Origin of the sequence: Streptomyces sp. W16 (genome assembly GCF_033194735.1) — a bacterium.
Taxonomy (GTDB): Bacteria; Actinomycetota; Actinomycetes; order Streptomycetales; family Streptomycetaceae; genus Streptomyces.
On record NZ_JAWOAI010000009.1, the window covers coordinates 15,540 to 41,987 of the forward strand.

General features: G+C 68.8%; 24 protein-coding genes and 1 pseudogene. 6 read left to right on the forward strand and 19 right to left on the reverse strand.

What is annotated here, in order from left to right; all coding sequences use genetic code 11:
- Positions 1–20 precede the first annotated feature (20 nt).
- The 5 genes and pseudogenes from R6V09_RS02390 to R6V09_RS02405 form a co-directional block, all read right to left on the reverse strand.
- Complete coding sequence (locus R6V09_RS02390; protein ID WP_317879638.1) at positions 21–698, reverse strand: response regulator transcription factor; 678 nt, start codon at positions 696–698, stop codon at positions 21–23.
- Between the two features lie 46 nt (positions 699–744).
- A pseudogene (locus R6V09_RS54515) lies at positions 745–990 on the reverse strand (hypothetical protein); the annotation flags it as partial.
- A 388-nt stretch (positions 991–1,378) separates the two neighbouring features.
- The gene (locus tag R6V09_RS02395; protein WP_317879639.1) at positions 1,379–1,756 is read right to left on the reverse strand and encodes a YybH family protein; all 378 of its coding nucleotides are present in this window, start codon (positions 1,754–1,756) and stop codon (positions 1,379–1,381) included.
- Between the two features lie 81 nt (positions 1,757–1,837).
- Positions 1,838–2,620 (reverse strand): alpha/beta fold hydrolase, encoded by a 783-nt coding sequence (locus tag R6V09_RS02400; protein WP_317879640.1) that lies wholly within the window; start codon positions 2,618–2,620, stop codon positions 1,838–1,840.
- A gap of 247 nt (positions 2,621–2,867) precedes the next feature.
- Positions 2,868–3,764, reverse strand: coding sequence for an AraC family transcriptional regulator (locus R6V09_RS02405; protein WP_317879641.1), 897 nt, complete (start codon positions 3,762–3,764; stop codon positions 2,868–2,870).
- A 267-nt stretch (positions 3,765–4,031) separates the two neighbouring features.
- On the opposite strand from R6V09_RS02405, the gene R6V09_RS02410 reads away from it, so the two are divergent.
- Complete coding sequence (locus R6V09_RS02410; RefSeq protein WP_317879642.1) at positions 4,032–4,664, forward strand: HD domain-containing protein; 633 nt, start codon at positions 4,032–4,034, stop codon at positions 4,662–4,664.
- A gap of 53 nt (positions 4,665–4,717) precedes the next feature.
- On the opposite strand, the gene R6V09_RS02415 is transcribed toward R6V09_RS02410, so the two are convergent.
- From R6V09_RS02415 to R6V09_RS02435, 5 genes are all read right to left on the reverse strand, one after another.
- Positions 4,718–4,864: a hypothetical protein gene (locus R6V09_RS02415; protein ID WP_317879643.1), complete on the reverse strand. Its 147-nt coding sequence runs from the start codon at positions 4,862–4,864 to the stop codon at positions 4,718–4,720.
- Between the two features lie 359 nt (positions 4,865–5,223).
- Positions 5,224–6,255, reverse strand: a complete 1,032-nt coding sequence (locus R6V09_RS02420) for a carbon-nitrogen hydrolase family protein (protein ID WP_317879644.1) — start codon at positions 6,253–6,255, stop codon at positions 5,224–5,226.
- 141 nt (positions 6,256–6,396) lie between these two features.
- On the reverse strand, positions 6,397–7,434 hold the full coding sequence (locus tag R6V09_RS02425; protein WP_317879645.1) for an AraC family transcriptional regulator: 1,038 nt from the start codon (positions 7,432–7,434) through the stop codon (positions 6,397–6,399).
- A gap of 315 nt (positions 7,435–7,749) precedes the next feature.
- A complete protein-coding gene (locus R6V09_RS02430) occupies positions 7,750–8,412 on the reverse strand; it encodes an HD domain-containing protein (RefSeq protein ID WP_317879646.1) in 663 nt (220 codons plus the stop codon).
- Positions 8,409–8,777 carry a DUF6616 family protein gene (locus R6V09_RS02435; RefSeq protein ID WP_317879647.1) on the reverse strand — a complete coding sequence of 123 codons (369 nt, stop codon included), beginning with the start codon at positions 8,775–8,777 and terminating at the stop codon, positions 8,409–8,411. Before R6V09_RS02435 ends, R6V09_RS02430 begins: the two co-directional genes overlap by 4 nt.
- A gap of 57 nt (positions 8,778–8,834) precedes the next feature.
- On the opposite strand from R6V09_RS02435, the gene R6V09_RS02440 reads away from it, so the two are divergent.
- Together R6V09_RS02440 and R6V09_RS02445 are read left to right on the forward strand one after the other, a co-directional pair.
- Positions 8,835–9,800 carry a GlxA family transcriptional regulator gene (locus tag R6V09_RS02440; RefSeq protein WP_317879648.1) on the forward strand — a complete coding sequence of 322 codons (966 nt, stop codon included), beginning with the start codon at positions 8,835–8,837 and terminating at the stop codon, positions 9,798–9,800.
- Positions 9,801–9,906: 106 nt separating this feature from the next.
- A complete protein-coding gene (locus R6V09_RS02445) occupies positions 9,907–10,056 on the forward strand; it encodes a hypothetical protein (RefSeq protein WP_317879649.1) in 150 nt (49 codons plus the stop codon).
- A gap of 510 nt (positions 10,057–10,566) precedes the next feature.
- On the opposite strand, the gene R6V09_RS02450 is transcribed toward R6V09_RS02445, so the two are convergent.
- From R6V09_RS02450 to R6V09_RS02460, 3 genes are all read right to left on the reverse strand, one after another.
- Positions 10,567–10,995 carry an OsmC family protein gene (locus R6V09_RS02450; RefSeq protein WP_317879650.1) on the reverse strand — a complete coding sequence of 143 codons (429 nt, stop codon included), beginning with the start codon at positions 10,993–10,995 and terminating at the stop codon, positions 10,567–10,569.
- A gap of 758 nt (positions 10,996–11,753) precedes the next feature.
- Positions 11,754–14,510: an ATP-binding protein gene (locus tag R6V09_RS02455; protein WP_317879651.1), complete on the reverse strand. Its 2,757-nt coding sequence runs from the start codon at positions 14,508–14,510 to the stop codon at positions 11,754–11,756.
- Between the two features lie 376 nt (positions 14,511–14,886).
- Positions 14,887–15,405 carry a winged helix-turn-helix transcriptional regulator gene (locus tag R6V09_RS02460; RefSeq protein WP_317879652.1) on the reverse strand — a complete coding sequence of 173 codons (519 nt, stop codon included), beginning with the start codon at positions 15,403–15,405 and terminating at the stop codon, positions 14,887–14,889.
- Positions 15,406–15,522: 117 nt separating this feature from the next.
- Here R6V09_RS02460 and R6V09_RS02465 point away from each other — a divergent pair, with 117 nt between their 5' ends.
- Both R6V09_RS02465 and R6V09_RS02470 read left to right on the forward strand, forming a co-directional pair.
- Positions 15,523–16,035 carry an SRPBCC family protein gene (locus R6V09_RS02465; RefSeq protein ID WP_317879653.1) on the forward strand — a complete coding sequence of 171 codons (513 nt, stop codon included), beginning with the start codon at positions 15,523–15,525 and terminating at the stop codon, positions 16,033–16,035.
- A complete protein-coding gene (locus R6V09_RS02470) occupies positions 16,035–17,081 on the forward strand; it encodes an LLM class flavin-dependent oxidoreductase (RefSeq protein WP_317879654.1) in 1,047 nt (348 codons plus the stop codon). The genes R6V09_RS02465 and R6V09_RS02470 overlap by 1 nt, the downstream gene beginning before the upstream one ends.
- Positions 17,082–17,232: 151 nt before the next feature.
- Here R6V09_RS02470 and R6V09_RS02475 read toward each other — a convergent pair whose 3' ends face one another.
- The 4 genes from R6V09_RS02475 to R6V09_RS02490 all read right to left on the reverse strand — a co-directional run bounded on the left by R6V09_RS02475 (position 17,233) and on the right by R6V09_RS02490 (position 21,142).
- On the reverse strand, positions 17,233–18,366 hold the full coding sequence (locus R6V09_RS02475) for a glycoside hydrolase family 88 protein (RefSeq protein ID WP_317879655.1): 1,134 nt from the start codon (positions 18,364–18,366) through the stop codon (positions 17,233–17,235).
- Positions 18,367–18,920: 554 nt separating this feature from the next.
- The gene (locus R6V09_RS02480) at positions 18,921–19,343 is read right to left on the reverse strand and encodes a tautomerase family protein (protein ID WP_317879656.1); all 423 of its coding nucleotides are present in this window, start codon (positions 19,341–19,343) and stop codon (positions 18,921–18,923) included.
- Positions 19,344–19,510: 167 nt separating this feature from the next.
- Complete coding sequence (locus R6V09_RS02485; RefSeq protein WP_317879657.1) at positions 19,511–20,362, reverse strand: enoyl-CoA hydratase/isomerase family protein; 852 nt, start codon at positions 20,360–20,362, stop codon at positions 19,511–19,513.
- A gap of 9 nt (positions 20,363–20,371) precedes the next feature.
- Positions 20,372–21,142, reverse strand: coding sequence for an SDR family oxidoreductase (locus tag R6V09_RS02490; RefSeq protein ID WP_317879658.1), 771 nt, complete (start codon positions 21,140–21,142; stop codon positions 20,372–20,374).
- A gap of 443 nt (positions 21,143–21,585) precedes the next feature.
- Between R6V09_RS02490 and R6V09_RS02495 the strand changes: the two genes are divergently transcribed.
- On the forward strand, positions 21,586–21,909 hold the full coding sequence (locus R6V09_RS02495; RefSeq protein ID WP_317879659.1) for a hypothetical protein: 324 nt from the start codon (positions 21,586–21,588) through the stop codon (positions 21,907–21,909).
- A 57-nt stretch (positions 21,910–21,966) separates the two neighbouring features.
- Here the strand turns inward: R6V09_RS02495 and R6V09_RS02500 are convergent, their stop codons facing one another.
- Complete coding sequence (locus R6V09_RS02500; protein ID WP_317879660.1) at positions 21,967–24,939, reverse strand: Ig-like domain-containing protein; 2,973 nt, start codon at positions 24,937–24,939, stop codon at positions 21,967–21,969.
- Positions 24,940–25,394: 455 nt separating this feature from the next.
- On the reverse strand, positions 25,395–26,093 hold the full coding sequence (locus R6V09_RS02505; RefSeq protein WP_317879661.1) for an SDR family oxidoreductase: 699 nt from the start codon (positions 26,091–26,093) through the stop codon (positions 25,395–25,397).
- Between the last annotated feature and the right edge of the window lie 355 nt (positions 26,094–26,448).

Genomic DNA, 26,448 nt, shown 5'->3' on the forward strand with positions numbered 1-26,448 from the left:
GGCGTCGGCGGCGTGCACGGTCAGGCTCCGTCGGAGCGGAGGCGGTAGGCGCCGCCGGGCACGGTTTCGATACTGGCCCGGCCGAAGGGCCGGTCGATTTTCCGGCGAAGAGCACTGACGTAGACCTCCACGATGTTGGGGCCGCCCTCGTACGCGCTGTCCCAGACCCGCTCCAGCACGGCGGACTTGCTGATGGCTATGTCCGGGGTTGCGGCGAGCAGCGCCAGGACATCGAACTCCCGGGGAGTCAGGGCGATGTCCTTGCCCTCGCGGCGGCAGCGGCGGGCCCCTGTGTCGATCTCCAGGTCCCCGAAGTGCTGGACGATCTGCCGCTCCGGACGCGCGCGGCGCATCAGGGCGTGCAGGCGAGCGGTGAGGACGATGAAGGAGAAGGGCTTCGTCAGGTAGTCGTCGGCCCCCGTCTCCAGTCCTTCCGCCTCGTCGTACTCGCCGTCCTTTGCGGTCAGCATCAGGATCGGGGTGTTGTCGCCGCTCGACCGCAGGTGGGCGCACACCTTGTAGCCGTTGAGGCCCGGCATCATGACATCGACAATGATCACGTCGTAGGTGTCGGCCGCCGCCCTGGCCAGACCGTCAAGACCGTCGCTCGCGGTGTCCACCGCGAACCCCTCCGCTCGCAGGCCCTGTTGGAGCAGCTCCACGAGACGGGCATCGTCGTCCATCACCAGCACACGCATGCCCCCACCATGCCTCACCGTTCGCCGAAGGAGCTGAAGAGGATCTTCAGGACGCTCTGCGGCCCTTCAGCCGACGGATCCGACTGCCGACGAAACTGCGACCGCTCCGGCGGATCCGGCTGCCCTCGGTTCGGTCCGAAGTTCGCGATGACCCCGGACTCCGACCCGACAAGTCGGCTTCCCTTCCGTGGAGTGCGTTCGCCAGCTGCACCCGCGAGTGAATCCCCAGCTCGGCGAAGACCGAGCGGACGTGCGTGCCGATCGTGTCGGGCAACAGGCCCAGGTGGTCTGCGACGGCCCGGTTCGCTCACTTCGCGCGTCGAACTCCCGCACCCCGAAGTGCCTCTTGGACGGGCAGCGTGGACGTTCGGATACCGATGTCGTGGTACAGCTGCCAGGCCCGTTCAAGGTGGGCGATCCCTTCCTCTCGACGCCCCTCGGCAAGCAGAGCCCGGCCCAGATCGTCGGCGACATCCGCGCGAACCGCCGGGCGCGGAGCGGCCCGCAAGACGTCCGCTGCCTCCTGGAGGAGCCCGCCCTGGCCCGAACGCTTGGCCCGGTGCACCACATGCGGAGCGCTCGACATCGAGGCGCTGCTCGATGCCGTAGATGACCAGGGCTGAGCACCGGTTGGCCGAGGGGGCGGCCGGGTTCCGGGGAGCCCGGCCACCCACGGACACTCAGGCGGTACCGAGGGGGTTGAGGATGGCCATGCGCCAGCCGCCGTCCTTGCCGCGGCGGGCGACGTTGGCGGTGGTGCCGGTGGCCTTCTTCCGATTGCCGTCGGGGGTGGTGACCTCAAGGGTCCACTCCTCGGTGATGAACGCGATGTCGTCGCCGGCCACGACGCGCGACGGGCCGTTGGACAGGTGGGCCTTGCCGGCTATCGACCCGGCCGAGTAGTCGCGCAGCGCCTGACCGGTGACGGTCTCACCGGTGACGGTACGCATGACGGCGCCGGGCGCGAGCAGGCTCAGGACCTCATCAAGATTCCCGGAGTTCATGGCCTTCTCGAAGGCCGGGGGGAGCTGCGCCGGGTCGGTAATGGGAGTCGACATGGTCGTTCCTTCCAGAATGTGATGTCGTGCGGATCGTTGAGCAGTTGAAATGGCGAGTGCTGAGGCCGGAGCGCCGGACCGTCAGGCGTACCGGCGAAGGAAGCCGGCCAACGCCGGGTTGACACGGTCGGGATGAGTGAGGTTCGGCGTGTGCCCGGCCCCGGTCACAGTGACCAGTTCCTGGGCGCCGGGGAGCTTCCCGGCCAGTGCCTGGCCCAACGGGTACGGGATCGGCTGGTCCGCGTCGCCATGGACGACCAAGGCGGGCACCTTGATCTCACCGAGCCGGCCGGTGATGTCGTCCGCCCCCATCAGCACCTGCACCGCGTCGGCGAGCCGTTCATGCGGCTGCGCCTTCCACTTCGCCAGCCACTGATCGTGGATGGCGGGCTGTCCCAGCAGCACCCCCAGCAATACCGGGGCGACCGCGTCCGGACCTGCGCCGCGGAACCCCTCCGACACACCACGCATCTGCGCCAGTGCCTCGGGCGGCCAGGCGACCGACGTCGTGTCGATCAGTGCCAGGGCCTTGACTCGTTCAGGCGCCCGCAAGGCGGCCCGCATCGACAGGAAGCCGCCCTGTGAATGCCCCACCAGCACCGCCTGCCGCACGCCCAGGTGCTCCAGCAGCCCGATCAGGTCGGCAGCCGAGTCCCAGTAGGTGTGGGTCTTGCCGTCGTCCTCGGTCCGGCCGTGCAGCCGCTCGTCCCACACGACGACCCGAAAGTCGCCGGCCAGGAGCTGGACCTGATGCGCCCACATGTCACGGTCCATGAGGTTGCCGTGGCTGAAGACCACGACCGGGCCCTCACCACCGCTGTCCTCGAAGTACAGGCGGGCACCGTTGACATCTGCGTACGGCATGGTTGTTTTCTCCCTTCCTCCCGGCCTCACCAGGCAGTCAGAGGCTTGACCGGAAGCGGATAACGCGCTGACTGCTTGCTTAAACAATGCGCGATGCCGCTGGCGCGGGCGAGGTGCGCAAGAGACGCGGCATGGTCAAAAATGGACTCGTAGGTCCGCTCAAGGTGTCAGCCTCAGAGAGCCCGGAATCGGCGTGTCTCCGGCTCGCGGCCCAGATGCCGCCGGCTGTCCCAGCAGGCGGAGGCTGTCAGCGCTGGGTGGCGCGGAAGGCCCCGGGAGTGGCGCCCACCGTCCGCTCGAAGAACTTCCCGAAGTTGGTGGGCTCCGTGAAACCGAGCATGCGTCCGACGGACGCGACAGGAAGTCCGGTATGAACCAGCAGCCGCTTGGCTTCCAGGGCGACACGGTCGTCGATGAGATCCTTCGCGGTACGGCCCGTGGCAGCCAGACAGGCCCGCGTGAGCGTCCGCGGCGAGTAACCGAGGTACGCGGCATACTCGGCAGCGCGGCGCCTCGTGGCGAACGCGCGTTCCAGCTCGCCGAGGAAGGCCAGGAACACCTCGCCGCCCGCCTCGGGATTCCATTCGCCGGGATGTGGCAGCCGGGCAATACGCACCAGCAGCGCGGCAAGGAGCTGCCGCAGGAGTTCCACGGTGAGTTCCGCCTGCGCGGCATCCCGCTCGGCCAGCGTGGCGTATTCCGCCGCTATCTCGGTCACCGCCACGGACATGGCCCGGTACTCCACGTCGGACAGCGAGAAAGCGGCAGGACCGAGCCCCTCGTCGATGACAGCCGCACTGGCGGGCACCGGCGGTGGAAAGGCAGGCGTGAACACCACCAAGGTCGCGTCAAGATCCGCGATGCCCCCATGAGGATCGGCAGGGAAACGCTGCACCTGACCAGGACGCACATGCAGCAGAGTTCCCGGAGCGCACGGGTACCCCACGAAGTCGATCAACGCGGCGCCCTCGCCACGGGTGATCAGGGTCAGCTGATGGAAGTTCAGACGACTGGGCGCCGCCGCGACGGACGGCACCAGCCGCTCACGCAATGTCGCGAAGGACAGAACTTCCAGCCCCAGCCGGGGCTGATCCGGATTGTCATAGCTGACATCGACAACATCCGGGCTTCCAAAACCAGCCATGCACCGATGATCGCAGCTACGGCCGACCACGCCGGCAACGAGTTTGCTTCGCCTTGAGGCCACTGACCACGGGGCCGGCCAGGCCGGCGGCGAGGTCCCCGTCCCGGTGCCGCTCGGGGCCAGACGTAGGCGTTCGACGAACTGGGCCTGCCCGCCCACTCGTTGCGGTGACGCGGTGTCGACCGGTCGCCCGCATGGCCCGATCACAGCGACAGGTGGCCCTCGGGCCACTGGCGAGTGGGACGGCCGGCTTCATAGCGTCGAGGCATGCCATTCACCCTTGATCTGCCGACCGGGCCGCTGGCCGATGCCGTGCTCAACAAAGTGCAGTCCTCGGAGAGTGCCTCGATCGCGAATCACAGCGTGCGCAGCTTCCTCTTCGCGCAGCTTCTCGCCGAGCACGAAGGCGCCCTCGATGATGCCGCCTACGACCGTGATCTGCTCTTCGCGGCAACCGTCATGCACGACCTGGGCGCCGGCGATCTCGCGCATGGCGACGCGCGGTTCGAGGTGGAGGGCGCGGATCTCGCTGCCGCGCTGCTGAACGAGCACGGTGTCGACGCGCGGGACGTGGACAGGGTGTGGGAGGCGATCGCCCTGCACACCTCACCGGGGATCGCCGAACGGCGCGGGCTGCTCGCCTACCTGACCCGTGAGGGCGTCGGTGTCGACTTCGGGCGCAACGCGGAGTTGGTCGCCGATTGGGAGAAGGAGATCCACGGTGCGTATCCGCGGCTGGCGATGGCCCGGTCGTTGACCGACGCCATCGTGGAACGGGCCGCGCGGTCCGCCGCGGCAGGGCCCCGCTACTCGATCGGCGGCGAGCTGCTCCGCGAACGCCGCGCCGACGGCATCACCGCCCTCGAACTCGGCGCCGCGTCCTCCCCTTGGGGAGAGTGAACACAGCGGGCGGGCGCAGGTCCCGGCGGCACTGAACAAGCCGCCCGCGTTGCTCACTCAAGGATTGCGTCGGCCATCAGCCGCTGGGTGATCGCCTGCAACGGTGGCGCGCTGTACGACAGCAGCTGGATCAGGCCGATGTACTGCAGGTCGTGTTCAGGGGCGGCCCAGAACCACGTGCCTGCGGCGCCGTCCCACACGTGGGTACCCCAGCCGACCGGCAGTTCGGCCTGCTCCGGGCGTCACCGAGGAGGCGGTACGGGCGAAGACTGGGGCGTCTGTTGCACGGCCGTCCACTCTGATAACAGGCGAACAAGCTCGCAGCCGCGACCGTATTCATCAGCATCGGTTCCGGCGCGCCCGTGAAGGGCGGCGTTGGCGGCGAGTTCGCCGATGAGGTACATGACGATCCCCCTCAGGGGGTACGGAGGATGTGCACGCGGCGCGGAGCGCTCCGGCACATTCGGCCCTGTACTGGGAGCTGGTGAGGCTCCGAGCGGCGCATCGGGCGAGCGCGGTCCCCGGCCGAGGCCGTGAGAACCGCGCTTACCGCACGGACTCAGGCCGGGCTTGAAAGTGGAACCTCGACGACGGTGCTGCCCGCTGATTCGTCCAGGTCGACGAAGTGAGGTCCGGAAGCCTCGCCGGGCCGGACCACGGCCGGCCTGGGCCGGTTGTCGTGCAGCAGTCGCGTGGCGTCCGACCTGGCGTAGTGGCCGGTGGGGTCTGCGGCGTTCTTGGCCAGGTCGATCAGCGACAGGTCGATGTCGGCGACGACCAATCCCTCGGCGTACTCGTCGAGGTTCTTTCCGATGGGCGATCCGTCGGGGCCGTAGATGCGGGAGTTACCGGCGCCCGTGGTGAGCAGGGCGCGCTGTTCGTCGTTGGTCACGAACGTCTCGATGGCCCGTTCGCCGACTACCTGGCTCGGGGCGATGACGAAGCATCCGCCCTCCAGGGCGTAGGTCTGCGTCACGGCGAGGTTGGCCTCGGCGCTCAAGGCATAGGCGATGCCCTTGTACAGGCCGAAGGCGGGCCAGGCCGCGACGTGGACCTGTTCGTGCTGGGCGTACATGGCATACCTGTTCAGCGGCTGCAGGTGCTCCCAGCAGTTCAGCGCGCCGAGCCGACCGAGCGGGGTGTCGACGACCTTGAGGTGGCTGCCGTCACTTTCGCCGAACAGGCTGCGTTCGACATGGGTGGGCTTGAGCTTGCGGCGGTGCAGCGGGACACCGCCGTCGGAGCCGATGACGGTCTGCGCTATGTAGAGGCTGCCGTGGTCCTTCTCGCTGTAGCCGAGCGCGACGGACACACCTGTGCGGCGGGCTGCCTCGCGGATCGCCGTGAGGTGACGGCTGTCCAGCGTGAGGGAGTTCGCGTGGTACCGGGCGACGTATGGCATCTGCCCGGCCACCGCTCCCAGCCACAGGAACAGCGGGTAGCCCGGGATCCATGCCTCGGGAAAGGCGACGAGAGCCACGTCCTGCGCTGCTGCATCCTCGATGAGTCCGATGGTCTTCTCAACGGTGGCGCCGGCGTCGAGCCATACGGGCTCGGCCTGCACGGCGGCGACACGGTACACGGACGACATGATGGCCTCCGGGCGAGTGGGTGTTATTGAGGTGGCCAAAAACGTAGGCGTGAGCGAACCGGTCGACGCGGCGTTGTGCGCACGGGTGAGCGGCGTTTTCGGCGGTCGGTTGCGGTCGCCGACGACGGGCTGGACCGCGCGCTACTCGGACTGGTCGCCGTGTGCCGCGCGAAGGGCGACCGGAGGCAGGCCGTACGCCCGCACGAAGGCGCGAGTGAATGTGGTGCGATCGGCGAAACCGCAGCGGGTCGCGACGGTGGAGACCGTAAGCGCGGAGTAGCGGGGGTCGGCCAGCAGGCGACGCGCGGCACGCAGTCGCTCCGCGCGGATGAACGCGGCCGGAGATGAGTCCTCAGCGGCGAACAACTCGCTCGTATAGCGCACGGACACGCCGTGGCACCGGGCCAGCTCCGTCAGCGACAGACGAGGGTCGGACAGGTGGTCGCGCACATACGTCCGCATCGATGCCAACAAGGCGGCCCGCCCTGGAAGGCCGCGCGGGCCGACGTCGTGGCCGAGAGCCGCACGCAGCACGGTGGCCAGCAGGTCGACGGTCGTGACCCCCAGCTCAGCCCGGGGAGTGCTGGTGAGGCTCTCGCAGGTTTCGGCGAGTTCGCGCACACAGGCCGCCAGGACCCGGACGCCGGGGCCGGCGGGAGGCAGCGCCCGCCCGCACACCTCCGCCACTCGGCCCACCCGGTCGGACAACTGGTGCCGGGGTATCTGCAGCACCAACTGACGATGGCTGGTCGGGAAAATCAGCTGGTAGGGCCGTGCGGAGTCGTACAGCACCCCACCCCCGCGCGCCAGCACCGCCTCATGGCCGTCCTGCACGACGGCGCCATCACCGTCGAGATGAAGCGAGAACAGAAAGTCGTCCCGCGGCTCGGTGCGCACCAGCCTGGAGGTCCTGGCGGCGACCGACTGGCCCTGCACCCTGACCGCGGAGAGTGTGACGGCGGGCCCCAGCGCACTGGAGCGCACCGAACCCGTGACAGCACCGGACATGGTGACCAGCGACAGCGGAACAAAACTCTCCGAAATCACCCGGGCCCATTCGTCTGCACCACGGGCGACATGGATTGCCATGGAGCCAGTTTGCGCCGCGGGAGTTTCGCGCGTAAAGCAATCCGTCGACACATTGCCATTGCCGTGCAGCACGGCAGAGATCTCGGTCATTGTTCCAACAGCTCACGGGTCAGCCGGTCGACGACTGCGTTGTCGACCGGGTTCACCCCCGCCCCGGCCGCGTGCCCCCACACACCGGGCAATTCGAAGCGTGCCGACGACGAACTCCTCACAGGATTTGAATCCCAGTGCGTGATACGCCTGCTCCCTGTAGTGGCCGTCGACGAAGTCGGAGTCGGCGGTGATCGCGGCGGCGACGCCGTCGAGGAAGACACGGTTGTGTTCGTGGCTCCGCGCCTGGTTCATTGCAGCCACCCGTCGGCAAACGGCCTCGGCATCCGACCGCGGCCACCCCGCCAAGCGCCGTCAGTCCGGAAGCACCGGGGCGGCGATCAGCTCGTCCAGCCCTGGGAACGGATTGTCCGGCCGGTGCTTGCGATACACGATGTCGACGAACGACACCGGCGCCCACTTCGACGGCTGTTCGTCGATCTGGTGGACCACCTGCGCATGGATGTTGTTCCGCAGATCCAGAAACGGAAACGCCGCGTGCGCCGCGTGCAGTACCGCCCGGTCCACGTCCTCGATACCGAAAGCGAACATGTCGGCACCGATACCGAAATGCGCGAGAGCGCCGAGCGTGTGTTTGTGGGGAGCGATCCCCGCGGAGGTGTGCAGCGCCACCGCATCCCAGATCTGGTCGGCGGCGACATCGGACAGTCCGTGCTCCCGGGCGAATCGAGCGGCCCGGAACGCACCGTCCACCTCGAACCGGTTCGGTCCCTGCCCCGCGTCGGTCAGACCGATGTCGTGCAGCACCGTGGCGAGAAAGAGCGTCTCGTCGTCGTAGTCCACGCCTGCAACGAGATTCTTGGCGGTGGCGATGCTACGGGCGTAGAAGTAACTGCGGACAGTGTGGTTGAGCAGCCATTCCGGAGAGTGCTCGGCCGTGAAGGCAACAGCGGCCTCCGTAGCCGCAGTACGCGGCCACCCTCCGATCTCCTCGGGCAGATTGTCGAGCACGCTCACTTGGCCTCAGCCTCCAGTGCCAGGTGCTCGGCGATGACCGTCTCGGCCGGCCGCAGCTCGCCCACGACGTTGGACTGCTCGAAGTAGGTGTACCAGCCGGAGCTCTCGACACCGTTCAGGAACACGTCGGCCACTTCCCTCGAAGGGGCCTGCCAGACCGCGAACCACTCGTAGGAGGCGGAACGCGAGGCTGGTTCCACCCTGCCCCAGCCGAGCGTCACGAATCCGATCCCCGCGAGCTGCTTCATGGCTTCCTGGATCCCTGTGAACAGGTCGTTCCGCGCCTCCTCGGTGGCGGCGAAGAACGCGGGCTTCGGGGTCCACGTCTCGACAACTACGTACATGTTGCGCATCTCCTCACTCATCGTGATCAGCGTGATGCGACCAGCCTAGGAAGACCGAGGTCGCCGTACGATGGCCAGATGGACAACAATCCCAAGGATCCGGCCAAGGTCGCGGTCGTGGTGCAGCCGGGCTTCGTCCTGTTGGACGTCGCCGTGCCCCAGCAGGTGTTCGGCCACTGGCCGGACTACGTGACGGCCTACTGGCCCGGCGGCTCCCCCTACGAACTGACCTTGGTGAGTACCGTTCCGGCGGAGAACTCGCTGGTACCCCGCGAGGTCGAGCCGCTCGACCGGCTGGACACGGCGGACACCGTGATCGTGGCCGGAGTGCAGGACGCCACCGAGCCTCCGGACGCCGAGCTGGTCGAACGGCTGCGTGACGCGTACGACCGGGGCAGCCGTATGGTGTCGATCTGCACGGGCGCCTTCGCCCTGGCGGCGGCCGGGATCCTGGACGGCCGTAGCGCCACCACCCACTGGCACTGGGCCGGACTGCTGCGAGACCGCCACCCGTCGGTCGACGTCCGCGAAGCGGAGCTCTACGTCGAGGACACCGGCGTCTTCACCTCCGCGGGTGTCCTCGCCGGAACCGACCTGTGCCTGCACCTCCTGCGGCTCGACCATGGTCAGGCAGCCGCGAACACGATGGCCCGCTTCCTGGTCAGTCCGCCCCACCGCGAAGGAGGACAGGCCCAGTTCATCGAGCACGTCCCGCCCGGTGGCGACTCCGAGATCACCGACGTGATCACCTGGATACTGGAACACCTCGCCGAGCCGCTCACCCTGGAGTCGGTCAGCCGGCACAGCCACATGAGCACACGAACCCTGCGCCGCAGATTCCGGGCCGTCACCGGAACGAGCGTCATGAACTGGGTGGCCGTGCAACGCGTAGCCCGCGCGCGCGAACTCCTGGAGACCACCCGTCTCGGCATCGACGACATCGCCCACCAATGCGGCTTCGGCTCCGCGGAGTCACTCCGCATCCACTTCACCGCGGCGACCAGGACCAGTCCGTCGAGATATCGCCGCACCTTCGCCGCCTGACCGCTGCCCTCCGTCTCCCAACAGAGCGCGGGCAGAGTCGCTCACTGCTCGCCGGCCGACGAGCGCACGGCCGGCGCCCGAGAGGTTGGCTGCGGCGGCGACACCGGTGATCGCCGCCGTCCACGGGCCGCGCTCCGCCAGCCGCCTCGGACTCGCGCTCCGTGCCGATGTGATCCTCGCCGCCGAAGCGGCCTGCTTCGGTCACCCCGGGCAGACGCCGGGCACCGTCACACTGCTCGGCGAGTCCACCGAGTGACCGAACGGGCACGCATCTCCAAACCGGCAGCCGCCCAGGTCATGGTCGCTGCCGGCCTGGACTCGGCGGTCAAGGCGTCCAAGACCGGACTTCCCCCGCCTGCGGTCGGCTTCCAGGGCCGCCGACGCCGCCCTGATGCGACCCCGGGATTCAGCGTGATCCACCGGAGCCGGCCCGCTCCGCGGACTACGCGGTGCACGTCCGATCTGCTGAAGCTTGTGCTCGTCGCCCATGGAGGTCTCCATCGGTGGCAAGCGGCACGAACGCCCGAACGGGTCGCGTTCGAAAGACCGAACGGCGAGGTCATCGCGGAGCGGACCTCCCCTCGCGAGGCCTTCGCCGGCCACACCTCGGGCACCCCCTGGGACGTTGTGTCGCCACGACTACGGCGCCGAGGTGCTCGGCGGCGCGTCGGCTGCGCACTTCTCCGAGAAGCACAAAAAGACACGAGCACGCCCCGCTCCGACTGCCCCTGCAGGCCGGTGTGAAGCGCGTTCCGCGCGTCCTCAGTTACGCCTCAAGGGTTGCTTTGAGGGTGATCGGCACGGCCTTGAGTGCCTGGCTCACGGGACAGTTGGCCTTGGCATCCTCAGCGAGTTCGACGAATTCGGCTTCGCCGAGACCGGGCACGGCGCCGACGACGGTCAGAGCGATCCCGGTGATCCCGTCACGGGGCGAGAAGCCCACCTCCGCAGTGGTGCGCAGCCGGGTCGGCGGGTGTCCCGCCCGGGCCAGGCCATTCGCCAGCGCCATGGAGTAGCAACCGGTGTGTGCAGCGGCGATCAGCTCCTCCGGACTGGTCTTCCCATTCGCCTCCTGCGACCGCGAGGCCCAGGTAACCGGCTGGTCCGGGATCCCGGAGGAGTCGAAGGTGATCACCCCCTTGCCCGTCGGGACGTCACCCTCCCAGATCGTGTGTGCAATACGAACGACAGCCATCGACCAAGCACCTCCCAAGGGAATCTCGCCGCATTTCCCGTCCAACCGGGAACAGCCCTCAAGACCGCGCCGCGTCGCGCAAAGGCCGTTCCGAACCGCCCCTGCAGATTGTCGCGGCACCCCCGTCGCGGCATCCCGTACCACGCGTAGTCCCGCGACTCGTAGTCCCGCCACCAGGCGCCACGGAACAACACGGATGAGGGCGACGACATACCCGGCCAGGCAGCACGCAGAGGTGTTGCGGGCATCCGGGAACTCGACGGGCGGTTTCCCGACGGCCACACGGCGTCGTCGACCTGGCACCTCGGGCAGAGATCAACCCAACCGCCCAGCTCCTCAGCCAAGTTGACAACGTCCCCGGGAAACGGAGCATCTCAACCACTGGCAGGAGTTTCCCCGCCACGCCGCCGCGCGGCACCTCCCGCGGCGTGAGGACGGTCGGGGCAGGCCGCATTCACCTCGGGCGGCTACGACCGGCCGGGGCGGCGTCTCGGCCTACGACCTCGCAGCGGCCACCGGCCCGGGAAAGAGCGGCATCCACGCCGCCGATGGCCGTTTCGCCTTGGGCCGGTTGCGGTCGTCGTCGTAGCCGGACGGGCGGCGGCAGCAGGCCATGGGCGCGAACGAAACACCATCGAGCGGTACGCCCCGCAAGCGGCCGATGCCGCGCTCTCCCTGATTGCACCGCACCCGGTGCATCCGGTCGGACGTTGATCGTTTGCGTCTCGCACGGCAAGGCAGCAGCGTCGTCGGCACAGTTACGCGGAGGCGATGCGGTCGCGCAGGTCGCCCAACTCGCGGCGCGAGCGGACATCAAGTTTCCGGAACACCTTTCGCAGGTGGTAGTCGACGGTATGGACGCTGAGGTAGAGCTGGGCGGCGATCTCGGCGTTCGTGGCCCCGCCGGCAGCCAGGCGGGCGACACGCGCCTCCTGCGGCGTCAGAACGTCCGTCTCACGTGGAGCGCCGCCGGAGGGTCGAACCGGATCGCCCGCGGCGGAAAGCTCCTGCTCCGTTCTCTCCGCATAGCCCGCGGCCCCCATCGCGTCGAAGAGCTCATAGGCGATCCGGAGTTGGTGGCGTGCCTCCTTGCTTCTGCGCTCACGGCGCAGCCACTCTCCGTAGAGCTGATGACTGCGAGCTCCACGGACCGGGCCCCGAGTGTTCTCGTGGTGGTGGATGGCCCGCAGGTACAGCGTTTCCGCCTCTGAGGTGTCGGCGGTGGTCAGAGCCTGTGCGCGGGCAAGGTCGCCGAGAAGCCCGGGCACGGGGGTCTGCGCTGCCAGCCGGGACAGGCGGTGGAGCAGCTCGATCGCTTCGTCGTCCTTGCCGCTACGGACTGCCGCCTCAATCATGTCGGCGAGAGCGAACTTCAGTTGGCTGGTGTCCCCCATGTGGTCTTCGAGGGCGAGGTAGGCCTCGTGGTAGCGGCATCGGCTCAGCTCGGTGACGCTGCGGGCGTAGTCGCAGAACACCAACTGGTATCCCTGGCCGGTGCGGGAGGCGTGTTCCCGGACGGCTTCCGCCAGGCTCTCGGCCTCCTCTGCCCTGCCTCGCCAGGCGGCGATCAGCAGTGCGCCCAGGAAGATGCGGGAACCGCGGGTCTCCTCCAACGCGGCGCGCTGATCGAAAAGACGCTCCGATTCGGCGAGCCGTCCGGCGATCAGTTCGGACAACGCGGTGTGGCTCAGCGCCAGAGCCATCGGGATGACGGCTCCCAGGCGCCTGGCTTCCGCTTCGAGGCGCCAGGCAAGGTCGTGCAGGGCGATGTCGTCGCCGAGGATCGTCGCATGCGAGCAGGCAGCCGCCAGCCACTGGAGCGACTCGGCGGCAGTTGAGTCCTCGCGCTGCACCGCGGTGATCGCTCGGTGCAGTTTCGGGCCGGCGTCGTCGAGTCTTTCGAGATGAACCGCTGTGTCGGCCTCCAGGACCGCATCGCCCGTCGTGGCCGGCGCTTCGGCCGGGAGCGGGAGGGAACGAACCGTCTCGGCCACGCTGAGGCGGGTTGCCCCCTGGGGAGCGAGCGTGCCGCTGATCTGTGCCTGGACCAGCGCTTCCACGAGAATGTCACGGGCGAGGCGGTTGTCGACCGGTCCCAGCGCCCGGGCCGCCGTCAGCAATGCGAAGGTCGCGGACGCCGGGGAGCCGGTCAGCCGGTGAATCCGTGCCTGCGCCCGATGCACCAGGCCGTTGTGGCGCTGGTCCTCTTGGTAGGCGGCCGCCTCGTCCAGCAGGGCCTGGGCCCGTCCGGACGAGCCGGCCACGGCGCCGGCCTCCGCGGCCTCCAGGAGACGTCGGGCGCGCACGGGCAGGTCGGAGGTCAGGGACGCCGCTCGCGCCAGAAGGGCCGAGCTGCCTGTCCAGTCACCGCGGTCCCGGGTGCGCGTCGCGGCGCGCTCGAGTTCTGTGGCGACGCCTTCGTCGGGATCGGTCGCGGCTGCCGCCAGGTGCCAGGCACACAGGTCGATCTCACCGAGTCCCCTGGCGACCGCGGCCAGTGCCGCGTGGACACGTGCGCGCTCGGACAACGGGGCGCCGTAGTACACAGCTGAGCGGATCAGCGAGTGGCGGAATCTCACGGTCTCCCGGATCGAGAGCAAGTCGCCCTGCTCGGCGGCCACCGCGGCGGTGACGTCGAAGCCCAGTTCGCGACCGGCCCGCCACAACACCTGCGGATCGCTGGTCGGGTCGGCTGCGGCGGTCAGGAGCAGGGTGCGCGTCATGGGCGGCATCGCCAGCGCTTCACGGAGATAGATCCGTTCCAGGGCCTGGCCGAGCGGAACGGGCTCCGGCAGAGGCGCCTGGCCGGTCAGCTGGTCAGCGGTCAGTTCCCTGGCCGCTTCGATCAAAGCCAGCGGGTTTCCTCCGGTGGAGGTGACGATCCGGTCGCGGACATCGGGGGCGAGGCCGCCCGGGACAACCGACTTCAGCAGTTCGCCGGCCGCTTCGGAGTGCAGGCTGGGCACGGCCAGTTGAGGCAGTCCGGCCAGATGGTCGAGGCCGTCAGCCCCGTCACGGGCGGCGAACACCATCACGACCGGGTCCGCGTAAAGCCGGCGCGCCACGAAGGCGAGTACGGCCGCGGACTCCTCGTCGAGCCAGTGAGCGTCGTCCACCAGACACAGCAGGGGCCTGTCGCCGACACGCGCGGCAAGCAGGCTGAGAGAAGCGACCGCCACAAGGAAGCGGTCGGGCGGGCTGGTCCGTTCCTGAAGCCCGAAGACCTGGCAGAGCGCCTCACCCTGAGGATCAGGCAGCTTCGGGACCTGCCCCAGGTACGGCCTGAGCAGCTGATGCAGTGCGGCGAAGCCGAGTTCGGCCTCGGATTCCACCGCGTCGAAGCGCGTGATCTCGAACTCGGTCGCTGCCGTGGCCTGAAGGTGGTCGAGCAGCGCGCTCTTACCGGCGCCTGGATCGCCCCGCAGAACAAGGACCCCGCTCAATCCCCGCCGGGCATCGTCCAGCAAAGCCCCCATCCGGCGGCATTCCGCGTCACGCCCGAACAGCTCTTCCACAGGTCAACCTCAATGTGCTGGAGGAGGGCGGGACCCTACTGTCCAATGAAGCAGCGGTGTACACATGACCGTTCGTCCGTACGCGCCCGGGGAGCACAGGCCATACGCCGACATCGGGTCATTCCACACGATCGAGAACGCCCTCGCCGACCGTTACGCACAACTCGACTCGGCCGGGTGCCGGTGCGTTGGACGACGGCGGCAGGGGCCTGACCTGGGAGGCGAGCGCACACGCGTACTCCTCAAGCGGGCCCGTGTCCGGCGCGCCCTACCGCTGGGCCCCGCGTTCGGCGGCAGGGCGCCGTCGCCGTCCAGCTCTCGGACGACCGCGGTTCGGGCGGTACCGGGCGCGGGACGGCGGGGGTCGGTGGACGGCTTACGCCGGCTCTTCCAGGGCATCGAGCTTGAACCTCCGTCGGACGTCGGGACGGTCGAGCAGTTTGGGCGGGTATCCCGGACCCGGCCGAGGGGTGACGTCCTCGCAGGCGAGGGGTTCCTTGCAGTGCGAGCAGACCACTTCGGCGCGCGTGTCGTGGCCGCATGCCTCATGACGGGTGGTGATCGGCGCTCCTGCCTCTTCGGCCAGCCATCGGTCGCCCCAAGCGGTGATGGCCAGGATCACGGGGTAGAAGTCGCGACCTGCCTCGGTGAGCAGATACCCGTGTCTGATCGGCTGGGTCTCGTAGACGCGCTTCTCCATCAGTCCCGCGTCGACCAGCCGGCGAAGCCGCTCGGTCAGGGTGTTGCGCGCGATGCCGAGCTCCTGCTGGAAGTCGTCGAACCTGCTGATGCCGTAGAACGCCTCCCTCAGCACCAGGGGGGTCCACCGGTCCCCGAACAGGTCCATGCTCCTGGCCAGCGAGCAGGGCCAGTTCGCGAACGTAGTGCGCCTCATGACCCGATGATAAGGGTCTCTCTTTGAAACTCAGCAGGCCATTGCACTTCCCGACCCTTGCCACAGTGGGTCTCAATACGCAACTATGCAGGTCATCGGCGAGGAGGGGTACGCACCATGGAATGGACGGGACAGGTCTATGCGGACGCTCCGACGGTGTCCGTGAGCACCCGCATCGAGGCGTCGGCGGAACGGGTGTGGGCGTTGGTGAGCGACATTCACCTGATGCCGCGGCTGAGTGCGGAACTCCAGGAGGTCGAGTGGCTCGACGGCGCGAGTGCCCCACAGCCCGGCCGCCGTTTCGTCGGGCGCAGTTCGCACCCCGACCTGGGGAGCTGGGAAACGACGAACACTGTCGTGGAGTACGAGGCTCCGGAGCGCTTCGGCTGGGCAGTGGGCGACCCTGACCGTCCCAGCAGCGTGTGGCGCTTCACGCTGGTCCGGCAGGGTTCGGGAACCGAGCTGGAGCAGTGGGCGCAGATGGGGCCGGCGCCGTCCGGGCTGACCTTCGCCATCGAGGCCATGCCCGAGAAGGAGCAGAAGATCGTGTTCGTCAGGCTCCGCGAGTTCGAGACCGGGATGAAGGCCAACCTCGCAGCCCTCAAGGATCTCGCGGAACGGGAGATGTGATGCGCACCGCGACCACCATCGAGGCTTCGGGCGGCGACTGGCGCGAGAGCGTCGACTTCGTACTCGAAGCGGAGAAACTCGGGCTGGACATCTGCTGGGTGGCCGAGGCCTGGGGCAGCGACGCTCCCTCGCCGCTCGGCTACCTGGCCGCGCGCACCGACCGGATGCTGTTGGGCTCCGGGGTCATCCAGCTCGCCACCCGCTCCCCGGTCACCATCGCGCAGACCGCGATGACGCTCGCCCAACTGTCCGAGGGCCGCTTCCTCCTCGGGCTCGGTGCGTCCGGCCCCCAGGTGATCGAGGGCCTGCACGGCATCCCGTTCGCCCGTCCGCTGACCCGCATGCGGGAGACGGTCGAGATCATCCGCGGCACCTTCACCGGAGAGAAGATCGCCTACCGGGGCCGCCAGTTCGCCATCCCCCTGCCTGACGGCGAAGGCCGCCCCATGCGCCTCAGTCTCACGGCAGTGCCCGTACCGGTGTACCTCGCCACCCTCTCCCCCAAGATGCTGGAACTCACCGGCGAAGTCGCCGACGGCTGGCTCGGCACAAGCTTCGTCCCAGAGGCGGCCGGCGCCTACTTCACCCACCTCGACGCGGGCCTCGCCCGCGGCGGCCGCACCCGAGCCCAGCTCGACGTCTGCCAGGGTGCCGAAATCAACATCGTCACCCGCGAGGACGACCTCGCCGACATCATCGGCAGCCGCAAAATGGAGCTCGCCTTCTCCCTCGGCGGCATGGGCTCCGGCTCCACCAACTTCTACAACAACGCCTACAGCCGCCAGGGCTGGGCCGACGTCGCCGCTCAGGTGCGTGAGCGCTGGCAGGCGGGGGACCGCGACGGCTCCGCCGCGGCGATCACCGACGACATGGTCCTGGCCACCACCCTGATCGGCACCGAGGACATGGTCCGCGAACGCCTCAAAGTCTGGCAGAAGGCCGGCGTGGACACGGTGCGCCTCTACCCTGCCGGCACCACGCTGGAAGCCCGTATCGACAACCTCGGCCGCGGCATCGACCTCGTCCGCTCGATCGCACCTCACTGACACCATGCCGCAGGCACGGCGACGCCGCTCCCCACCGGCTCCACCAGCTCGACGCCCGGCTCATCGAAGTCCGCTGGACCGCGATCCCGCACTGGTCATGGAGCGGCGTGCCCGCAACCGGCCCGCCGGGTGAAACTTTCCCGGTCGCCGCCTAACTCACCAGGCCCGCCAGCTCCGTTCCCGCCAGAAGGAACGCTCCCACCCCGAAGTCCGCGGTCGAGTCGTACGTCACCGGCTGGCTCGACTCGGGACGGTCTCCCACGTTCTGGACGTAGCCGAGAAAGCCGTCGGGATGCACGGCTGTCGCGACCAGCCCGTTCCAGGCGCGGGCCGCCACGGGCAGGTATGTCGCGGAGGGCACTAGCCCCGCGGCGATTGCGTACGCGGTGCCGTAGGCGAAGAAGGACGTGCCGCTGGTCTCCGGCCCGGGGAGGTGCGTGGCGTCGCCGAGGTTGACGTTCCAGAAGCCGTCGCCGCGCTGGACGGGCCGCAGTGTGGTGACGAGCCGGGTGAGGGTGTCGCGGTACTCGGGCACGTTGGGCGCTGTCGGGGGCATGACCTTCAGGACTTTGACGTGGCCGGCCGCGGCCCAGCCGTTGCCACGCGACCACAGGACGGGCTTGCCGCCCGGGGAGAGGATGCCGCCGGGCAGGAAGCGGTCGTCGCGGTACCACAGGCCGCCGAGGGTCGGGGCCCACAGGCCGGGGCCGCCCTGGACGCGTTTCGTGTGGTTGTAGAGGCGGTAGAGCTTGGCGGCGAAGGCGTCGTCGTTGCGCAGTCGGCTGAAGCGGGCGAATGGCGGCATCGCCATGTGAAGCGCGTCGACCCACCACCAGTCGTCGTCCTTGCCGGGCTGGTCGGTGATCATGTGGCGCAGGGTGTCCTCGGACGCGGTGAGCTTGCGCGCCTCGGGCTCGATCTCATAGAGGTCGAGGTAGGCCTGGATGGCGTTGTGGTTGTCCGCGTGCCGGGTGGTGACGCCGCCGTTGATGCCGTAGTTGTGCCTCTCGGCCCATGCGCGGGTGTAGGTGAGGTAGCGGGCGTCGCGAGTGAGCCGGTAGACGGCCATGAGCCCGCTGAAGAAGGTGGCGCGGGCCCAGCCGTTGTCCCCCGAGTCGCTGTGCCCGTTGATCCATTGGTCGGCCACCCGGCGCAGTACGGCGATGATCTCGGCGCGGGCGGGTAACTGGCCGGAGGGTGGGGCGGCGTGGGCCGCGGGGGCCCGCAGGGTGGGGGCGGCGAATGCCATGGCGGCGCCCCGAAAGATCAGTTGCCGTCTGTCCATGTGAACATCCCTTCTGAGTTCCGGGACACACATGATGCAGGTCTAGACCTTGTCACGTCCATGGCAAGTCACCGACTCAAAGCATCGTGATATTCACATCAGCGGAAACCAGTCATACACATGGACGACTGGCCGACGGAAAGGCACTCCCCTGATGCGAAGCGGAGCCCTCACGCCCGCCCTCCTCGCAGCGGTCGGTGCGCTGCTGGCGGGGGCCTCACGACGCCGGCCTCGACCGAACAGTCCGCCCGGCTGCCGCAGACACCGGCATCCCGGCCCCGCAGGCCGCGGCCTACAGCCAGATGATTCGCTCGCGGTACGCCTCCCCCTCGTACACGCCCCACCCGCGTGGCGAACACCATCGCGCCCGCCAACGTCGCCCGCCGGATCGCAGTCGCCGTTGTCAGGAACTCCCTGCACAGCGGCTGGAACCCGGCGCGGACGGCCGGTGCCCTCCCCTTCCGCCCCTCGGGGACCGTCTGCGTCCACGCACCGCGCGGAGCATCGCGTCTGTGGCTCACTGGTGTTCGCCGTCCATGGTGAACGGCTCCGATTCAGCCTTTGCCGAGCAGTTCGCGTACGTGCTGGACGATTTCCTCGTTGGTGTAGGCGTGACCGCCGATGCCCCAGCCGCCGGGGACCGCCTCGGTCAGGGCGACCCAGGTGCGGTCGGTGAGGGAGGGATCGCCCGCGGCCGATGCCACCAGCTCCGAGATCTCCTTGACCAGACCGAGCTGCTGCTCCCTGTCCAGTGCGCCGGCGTTGGTGGTGACGGCGACGCGCACGTGGTCGGTGCTGCCGCCGGCGGTGGAGAAGCCGTCCGCGTCCAGCTCATGGACGAAGGCGGCGGTGTTGTCCGAGAAGAACGGGATGGCGGGGACCTTCTCCCAGCGCATGATCGCCTGGGCGAGCTCCTGGGCCAGAGCCTTGCGGTCCTTGATGGTCCCCTTGGCGGCGTAAACGTCGATCATGGGCATGAGATCGGTCCTCACTCTGTTGCGTGCTGAACATCCGTACGGTCTGGTGGGGCATGGAGCCGCTTGGTGATCATGCCCGCTCCGGGGGCCTGAGAGATCCCGTGATGCACGTAGTCCGTGCGAATGGGGTTCGTAGGGGTGATCGCCACACAGCCGGAAGGTCCTGGCTAACGCCGAGGGGCCCGATCCTCATCGGCCGTTCCGATATGGAAGCCCATCCGCAGGTCGAAGTCGGCGCCGACGGCTCGCGCGCGGGCTCGGACGCGTTCCAGGGCCGGCCGGAAGCCGGGCCCTCCGGTGAGCCTCGTCGCCGTCTCCGAGGAGTCGAGCAGCGCGGCGGGATCCGTCAGGGTGGTACGACCGACCAGGCGCTTGATCTCCGCGAGGGCGGCGCCGTCGAAACCCGCGATCCTGCGGGCCAGGGCGTCTACGAAGCCTGGAAGGTCCGCGGCGGGCACGGCCCTGGTGATCCACCCGTACAGCTCGGCAGTCGCCGCGTCGTAGTCGTTGCCGGTTGCCGCGATCTCCAGTGTGCGGCTGCGCCCGACCAGGGAAACCAGCCGTTCCAGTCCTCCGCCGGCGGGCACCAGGGCGGAGCCGATCTCCGGCTGGCCGAAGACCGCCGATTCGAGCGCCGCGTAGCGGAGGTCGCAGCTCAGGGCCAGTTCGTTGCCTCCGCCCCTTGCTCGTCCTGCGATCTGCGCGATGGAAATCGCGGGGAGGGCGCCGAGCCGGACGGTCGTGTCGAGGAAGATCGGCAGGCCTGTGGGCCCCGGGTCGGCGGGCAGTGGTCCCTGCGACACGTCGTAGCGGGCGAAGAAGAACTGCTCGTTCGCGCTGTCGAAGACCATCACCCGCAGATCGCTCGCCGTCTCCGCGGCCTCGACGATCGTTCGCAGCTCCGCCGCGGTGACGGCGGTCATGAGGTTGGCCGGCGGATGGTCGAAGGTGATGCGCCAGTAACCCGGCGCCGTCTCTCGGACGGTGAACTGGGTCAGTTCCAGGCTCGGGGCGGTCATGAACGCTCCTCAGGCCGGCTGCCGCGTGGGGAGAACTGCGATCTCGGCCAGATTCACCCGAGGAGGCAGCGAGACGGCGTAGGCCACGACGTCCGCCACGTCCTGCGGCAGGAGCCACTCGATCTGGGAGCGGGTGTCTTCCAGACGGCCACGGGATTCGGCGCTGGGGATCTTCGACTGCAGTTCGGTGTCGACGATGCCCGGCTCGATGGTGGTGACCCGCACCTGCCTGGGCCCCAGCTCGGCCCGCAGGTTGCGGCCGAGATGGATCACGTAGGCCTTCGTCGCGGCGTATGCCGAGTACGACGGGAAGAGCGTCCTGCCCGCGATGGACGCGGTGTTGACCAGATCGGCGGCCCCATAGGCGGCGGCCGCCTCGATCAGCTGCCCGCTGAAGGCCCGTACGGTGTTGTTGACCGCGTCGACGTTCAGAGCCGTCTGGCTGCTCCAGTCCTCGGCGGAGGACCCGGTGACGGGGGTCGGCAGCATGATCCCGGCGTTGTTCACCACGATGCCCACGGGCCCGAAGGTCGCGGCGATGTGCTGAGCGGTGTCGTCGAGTGCCGAAGCCACCGTGACGTCGACCGTGAACACGTCCGCTTGTCCCCCGTCCGCCTCGATGCGCGAACAGATCTCCTTCAGCCGCTCCGCCCGTCGGGCGAGCAGGGCGACATGGGCTCCGTCGCGGGCCAGCGCACGGGCGACGTGCTCACCGATCCCGCTGGATGCGCCGGTCACCACGGCGACACGGCCGGAAAGCGGGGCAGAGGGTGAAGTCATGAGGCCTTCTCCAGGAGAACGTGCTGAGGTCGGCTCCTGCGCGCGTGGCAGGTGCCGTCCGAGCTCATCGTTCCTGCGCGGCGCCGTGCGGCAATCCCGTGCAGCACGTGGTCCTGGCCTCGGCGCAGCACTACGACCCGCGGCCGGGACCATGTGTGACGTGCACATAGTGGTCATCAATCGCGCGCTGTTGGCACCCGGCCTGCCCCTCGCGCGCCGGCATACCGAGCATGAGGCGATCGGCGACGTGCGTTCCCCGCACCCGTTGGACGATCATGCGTCTCTGCGGACTGAACGACCGTCGGGGAACGGGCCGGGGCAGGGTCGGCAAACGGCTCGGCGGCGGCAGCGGTTCGGGGTCACGTCAGGGGCCGACCGGATCGAGGACCTCGCCGACGGGTACGGCCGCGCAGGCTTCCGGGGACCGGCCGATGTGGTCCCCGTTGAGCAGCACACTCATCGCCGGCGAACGGGATGACGTCCCGGTCGACACGCTCATCACGTTCGACCAGGTCGACGCCTTGGCCGACTGCGCCGAGGCCACCGACACGGGCCTGCGGAAGTACTGGCAGGGGATCTTCCCCGGCGAGATTCCCATCGAGACCGACACCACGTCACGCGAGGCATGGATCGCGAACCTGGACGCCATCGCCGCCCTGAACCCGAGCATCGTCGTCACGGTGGGCTTGGCAGGGAAACGAGTCCTCGCTGGTGCGGGTGACGCAGCCTCCGTGCGGTGGGATTCCCTCCACCGCACGGAGGCTTGACGTTGTCCGGAGCCCAATGGGGCGTGAACCGCGTTTGTGGGGCGGCGCGTTCCAGGGTTACTGGGAGGAGGCGGGGTTGTCGATTTCGAAGCCGTCGAAGGTGGCGTAGGTGCCCGAGAGCTTGGTCACCACGATGGTGTGGACACCGGCGGCGAGTGCGGTGTTGGTGTAGACGGCGACATCGGTGTGGCGCGCGCCGTCGGCAGGCACCGTGTCGACGACGGTGGCGGGCCGGCCGTCGATCGACACGCCGATGTCGCCCTGATCGGTGAACTCCTCGCCGAACACCTTGATCCCGGTGCCGATGAACGTGTATGTGATGCTGCTGCCGTCGGTCGTCGCGTAGTGGACGTCGTCGTCGTGGTCGCCGTAGCCCCGGCTTCCCAAGTAGTCCCAGGAGTTGTAGACGATCGACGCATCGGTGTCGTTGAGGCGTGCTGCGGCCGGCGGGGTGCCTACGTAGACGAGGACGGCTGCCGATGGCTTGGACGTGGCTCCGTCCTTGTCGGACTGCGTGGCCGACAGGTGCTGTTGGCCGGGCGAGGAGTCGGTGAGCGTGCACGACCAGGCGCCGTCGGCGGCGGCGGTTGTGGTGCAGCCGGCTTGGTTCGCGCTGTCGGTGACCGCGACGGTGTTGCCGGCCAGCGCCGTACCGCGGACCGTGAAGGTGCCCGCCAGGCCGATGGTGCCGCTCGTGGGAGCGGTGATGGCCGGACGGGGTACGTAGGTGCCGACGGTGACGTCCGTGCCGTCGGCTCCGGTCGGTACCGTGGCGATCAGGAATCCGGAGGAGATCAACTGGACGTCGGTCGCGCGCCGGTCGCCGAAGTACACCGGGGTGCCGGGCGAGAAGCCGGCACCGGCGACGAGGACCCGTTCGGTCGAGGAACCGGCGACGGGGGTGGGCGCTGAGATGTAGCTCGCGGTGAGGGGGAGGCCGTCCACCAGCGACCCGTATCCGTCGGTGACGCCTGCGCGGGCGAGGAGGGAGACGGGGATGTCACCCGGGCCCGGAGACGCCGGGACGGTGGTGTTGTCGCCGGCGTGGGAGTCGACCGGCTGCGTGCAGAAGTAGCTCTCCGCGGGGTCGGAGAAGTAGTTGCCGGTGACCCAGAAGTGACCGGTGGCCGAGCAGCCGCCCTGAGCACCGAGTGCGGCCAGCGGGTGGAACTCGACGTTGCCGCTGAAGCTGATCCACTCCGAACCGGCGTCGTCGTAGAAGGCGTTGAAGCGCGAGCCGTCGTTGTAGACGACGTTGCCGGTGACGTGCAGGCCGTGCGCCAGGGTGGCCGCCGAGTCGATGGCGCCGTCGGACTGATAGACGTACTGCGCCTGGTGGCCCTCCATGTAGATCGCGCCGCCGTCGTCGAGGACCTGCATGACGTCGAAGATCAGGTTGTCGCTGATCGTGTTGTCGGCGTTGATGTTGGTCGAGTTCTGCGGATGGTTGGCGTCGTCGACGTGCCCCTGGATGACGCCCGCGGTGATCCCGGTGTAGGGCAGGTCGTAGAGCTCGTTGTGCGTGATCGTGGTGTGGCGGCTGAAGAGAAGTGTGATGCCGCAGGCCGAGCGGTAGTCGGTGCCGACGTCGTGAATGACGTTGTTCGAGACCGTGGTGTGGTCCAGGATCTCGTTCGTCCCGACCTGGTCGGCCTGCACGGTCTTCGGGTCAGGGGTGCAGTTGTCCTTGATCACCGAGGCCGGTGTTTCGGTGGGAGTCGGGTCGTACGTGCAGCCGAGTGACAGCGCGGTGGAGGCGATCTGGGTGAACTCGTTGCCGTCGATGACGTTGTGCGATCCCCCGTACATGAAACTCAGGCCGGCGCCCCCGAGGTCGACGAATCGGTTGCCGGTGATCGACACGTGACTGGCCCCGGTGAAGGCGACGTTGGCGAGAGGCTGGGTGAGTGCGCCCCAGGGGCAGCTGCCGGCGGGTGTGGAGAAGGTGCACAGCCCCTGGTTGCTGTCGCCGGTTCTGTGCAGGTTGCTCTGCACGTCGGCGAAGCCCGTCGGTGACGAGGGGGCGTTCCAGGTGGCGTACGAGAACTGGAGGCCCACGAAGGTGATGTCGTGCAGGGGCTTGGCCAGGCTGCCGGCACCTTGCACCAGCTTCTCCAGCCGGGGCAGTTCGACGTCCAGGCCGGCCATCCGCTGACCGCTCCTGGGCGTGTAGTAGAGCGTGTCGGTGGCGTTGTCCAGGGACCACTGACCGGGTGTCAGAAGGCTGCGGGCGCCCTGGATCGTGGCCGGCAGTTGTGAGGTGGGCATCGACGGCAGGCCGCCGGTGCCCTGGCTGAACGGGGCGATGTCGGTGACGTCGGTCCAGCAGGGCTGGTCCATGACCAGCGTGCTGCCGGACATCCGCGCGACCCCGCACTTGGAGTCGGTCCACGCGCCGTTGCCCGCGGGATAGTCGAACTCGACCTGCGCCAGTTCCGCGGGCGTGAGGTGTGCGAACCAGGCCAGGGCCGCGGCGTCGTTCGACAGGTCGTACCCCGTGGCCGACCCGGTCCAGTTGCCCGTGAAGTGCAGGGCCGCCGGGGTGGCCTGGGCGATGGGGGCTTGTCTGCCATCCACGTAGAGCTGGCGGGTGGCGCTGCCGTGGGGCACGTGTGCGGACCACACACCGCTGCTCCCCACCTCGTGCCAGGCGGTGACCCGGGAGGCGCCGGAGATGACCGGGTGGGCGCCGGGCGCGGCCTCCCACACCACGGGGTGCGCGGGCCGGCCGGAGTCCTCCGTGCCGAACCTCCACGTCTTGCTCAACCGGTAGGTACCGCCGAGGAGTTGGACTCTTGGGCTCACCAGGTTCCGGCCGTGCTCAAGAGCGCGTACTTCGGCCTGTGCGGTGGTCAGGGAACAGGGATTCCTCGACGTGCAGGCCGCACCGCGACCGTCAGGCGCTGCCCACAGCACCGATGCGGTGGCTGCCCGCGCCGGACCGGCCGACACGCCCAGCGCTCCCGCGCCGACCAGTCCGAAGGCGAGTACAGAACCGAGGATCTTGCACGTCGACGCCATCCATTTCATGACCGCTCCGGGATCCGTCAAGCCGCGGGCATGCCCGCAGGGAGGCTGAGACATCCGATGAATGGGGTCAACGTGGCAGCACGCGCTTGGCACTGTCAACGAGTTAAGCACGGTTTAATGCGGAGGAGGCGGTCGCCACGTAGGTAAATGTGAGTCAATAGGTCGGATGTATAGCTAGTTTTGCGCGCCGGAGGTGACAGGCGCTCCGCCCGCGAGCCGTCCAGCCGCGACGAGCATCGGGACGGCCACGAGGCGACTGCCCGGTGATGGTGGCGTCGGGGTACCTGTGCGTCTTTTGGATCGGCCTGGCGTGTGGGTGTCCGAGCTTCAAGCCAAGGGCGAGCCACCGCAGTTAGGCACGGAGAGCGCCGACCGCGTCGACGGCAGGACAGGGGTGGCCGCGCGGCTACCTGAGCCGGAACCCAAGTCGACGACGCCGAAGTCGGTGGGCACGCTCACGCGGTCGGGTAGAGGAACTCCAAGGGGCCGGACAACGCGGCGCGTACCCGCCGGGCCGCGTCATCGACGAGTACTTCCGGCTCATCGCGCATGATCGCGTCCATGGTCTTGGCGGCCACCTCCGCCGGCTCCACCTTCGGGGCGTCGACCCCTACCGTGGCATCGGTGTCCACCCAGCCGACGTGCACGCCGACGACCAGCGTTCCCTGCTCTCGCAGTCCGATGCGCAGCGCGTTGGTCAGCGACCACTCGGCGGCCTTCGACGCGGCGTAGCCGGGGAACCGGCTGTTCGCCCACCAAGAGGCCACGGACAGCATGTTCACCAGGGCGCCGCCACCGTTGGCGGCGAGCACCGGTGCGAATGTCCGTGACACCGCCCAGGCGCCCAGATAGTTCACTTCCAGTTCCCGCCGCGCACCTTCCAAGGAGCCGTCCAGCAGGCCCGGTCCGGCCTGGATACCGGCGTTGTTGATGACGATGGTCACGTCGGATGCCGTTGCCGCGGCGGCCGCGACCTGGTCGTGGTCGGTGACGTCGAGTCGCAGTGATTCCAGGCCGGGCTCCTGGAAGTCCTCCGGCCTGCGGACGCCCGCGTACACCTTGGCGGCACCCCGGGCCAGCAGAGCTCGCGAGAACGCCAGCCCGATTCCGCGGTTCGCTCCGGTCACCAGCGCGACCGAACCCTCGATCTTCATCGTCGGACACCTCGTTTCACAGGTTGCCGCAGTTGTTCGGTACGGCGCGGGCTCGCGTACGACAGGCCGATCCCTGCGTGGTGCAGCGGGGGCCACGTTCATGGTTTTGCAGGCGCGGGCCGCTCGCATCACGTGGGGTTCGTGGTGTGGGCCGACGAGTGACTACGTACGGCCGGCGTCACGGAACGTGGTCGGCGCCGTGCGTTCCCCACACCTCTTTGCCGACGTGCGGCAGGCGGGTGGCGTACCCGTCCCGCTGGATATCACCTCGTGTGATGTCGACACGCTCGCCGACAGGTGGTCCAGAAGCCCTCGGTCACGGCGACGGCCGTACGCTGCCGATGACTGCGGCAGC

Coding starts and splice junctions, on each gene's coding strand:
- R6V09_RS02400 (WP_317879640.1), bottom strand. CDS start 2,620: ATGCCGTACGCAGATGTCAACGGTGCCCGCCTGTACTTCGAGGACAGC.
- R6V09_RS02410 (WP_317879642.1), top strand. CDS start 4,032: ATGCCATTCACCCTTGATCTGCCGACCGGGCCGCTGGCCGATGCCGTG.
- R6V09_RS02460 (WP_317879652.1), bottom strand. CDS start 15,405: ATGAGGCGCACTACGTTCGCGAACTGGCCCTGCTCGCTGGCCAGGAGC.
- R6V09_RS02425 (WP_317879645.1), bottom strand. CDS start 7,434: ATGACCGAGATCTCTGCCGTGCTGCACGGCAATGGCAATGTGTCGACG.
- R6V09_RS02500 (WP_317879660.1), bottom strand. CDS start 24,939: ATGAAATGGATGGCGTCGACGTGCAAGATCCTCGGTTCTGTACTCGCC.
- R6V09_RS02405 (WP_317879641.1), bottom strand. CDS start 3,764: ATGGCTGGTTTTGGAAGCCCGGATGTTGTCGATGTCAGCTATGACAAT.
- R6V09_RS02390 (WP_317879638.1), bottom strand. CDS start 698: ATGCGTGTGCTGGTGATGGACGACGATGCCCGTCTCGTGGAGCTGCTC.
- R6V09_RS02440 (WP_317879648.1), top strand. CDS start 8,835: ATGGACAACAATCCCAAGGATCCGGCCAAGGTCGCGGTCGTGGTGCAG.
- R6V09_RS02480 (WP_317879656.1), bottom strand. CDS start 19,343: ATGCCCATGATCGACGTTTACGCCGCCAAGGGGACCATCAAGGACCGC.
- R6V09_RS02485 (WP_317879657.1), bottom strand. CDS start 20,362: ATGACCGCCCCGAGCCTGGAACTGACCCAGTTCACCGTCCGAGAGACG.
- R6V09_RS02490 (WP_317879658.1), bottom strand. CDS start 21,142: ATGACTTCACCCTCTGCCCCGCTTTCCGGCCGTGTCGCCGTGGTGACC.
- R6V09_RS02450 (WP_317879650.1), bottom strand. CDS start 10,995: ATGGCTGTCGTTCGTATTGCACACACGATCTGGGAGGGTGACGTCCCG.
- R6V09_RS02505 (WP_317879661.1), bottom strand. CDS start 26,093: ATGAAGATCGAGGGTTCGGTCGCGCTGGTGACCGGAGCGAACCGCGGA.
- R6V09_RS02420 (WP_317879644.1), bottom strand. CDS start 6,255: ATGTCGTCCGTGTACCGTGTCGCCGCCGTGCAGGCCGAGCCCGTATGG.
- R6V09_RS02435 (WP_317879647.1), bottom strand. CDS start 8,777: ATGAGTGAGGAGATGCGCAACATGTACGTAGTTGTCGAGACGTGGACC.
- R6V09_RS02475 (WP_317879655.1), bottom strand. CDS start 18,366: ATGGACAGACGGCAACTGATCTTTCGGGGCGCCGCCATGGCATTCGCC.
- R6V09_RS02395 (WP_317879639.1), bottom strand. CDS start 1,756: ATGTCGACTCCCATTACCGACCCGGCGCAGCTCCCCCCGGCCTTCGAG.
- R6V09_RS02470 (WP_317879654.1), top strand. CDS start 16,035: ATGCGCACCGCGACCACCATCGAGGCTTCGGGCGGCGACTGGCGCGAG.
- R6V09_RS02465 (WP_317879653.1), top strand. CDS start 15,523: ATGGAATGGACGGGACAGGTCTATGCGGACGCTCCGACGGTGTCCGTG.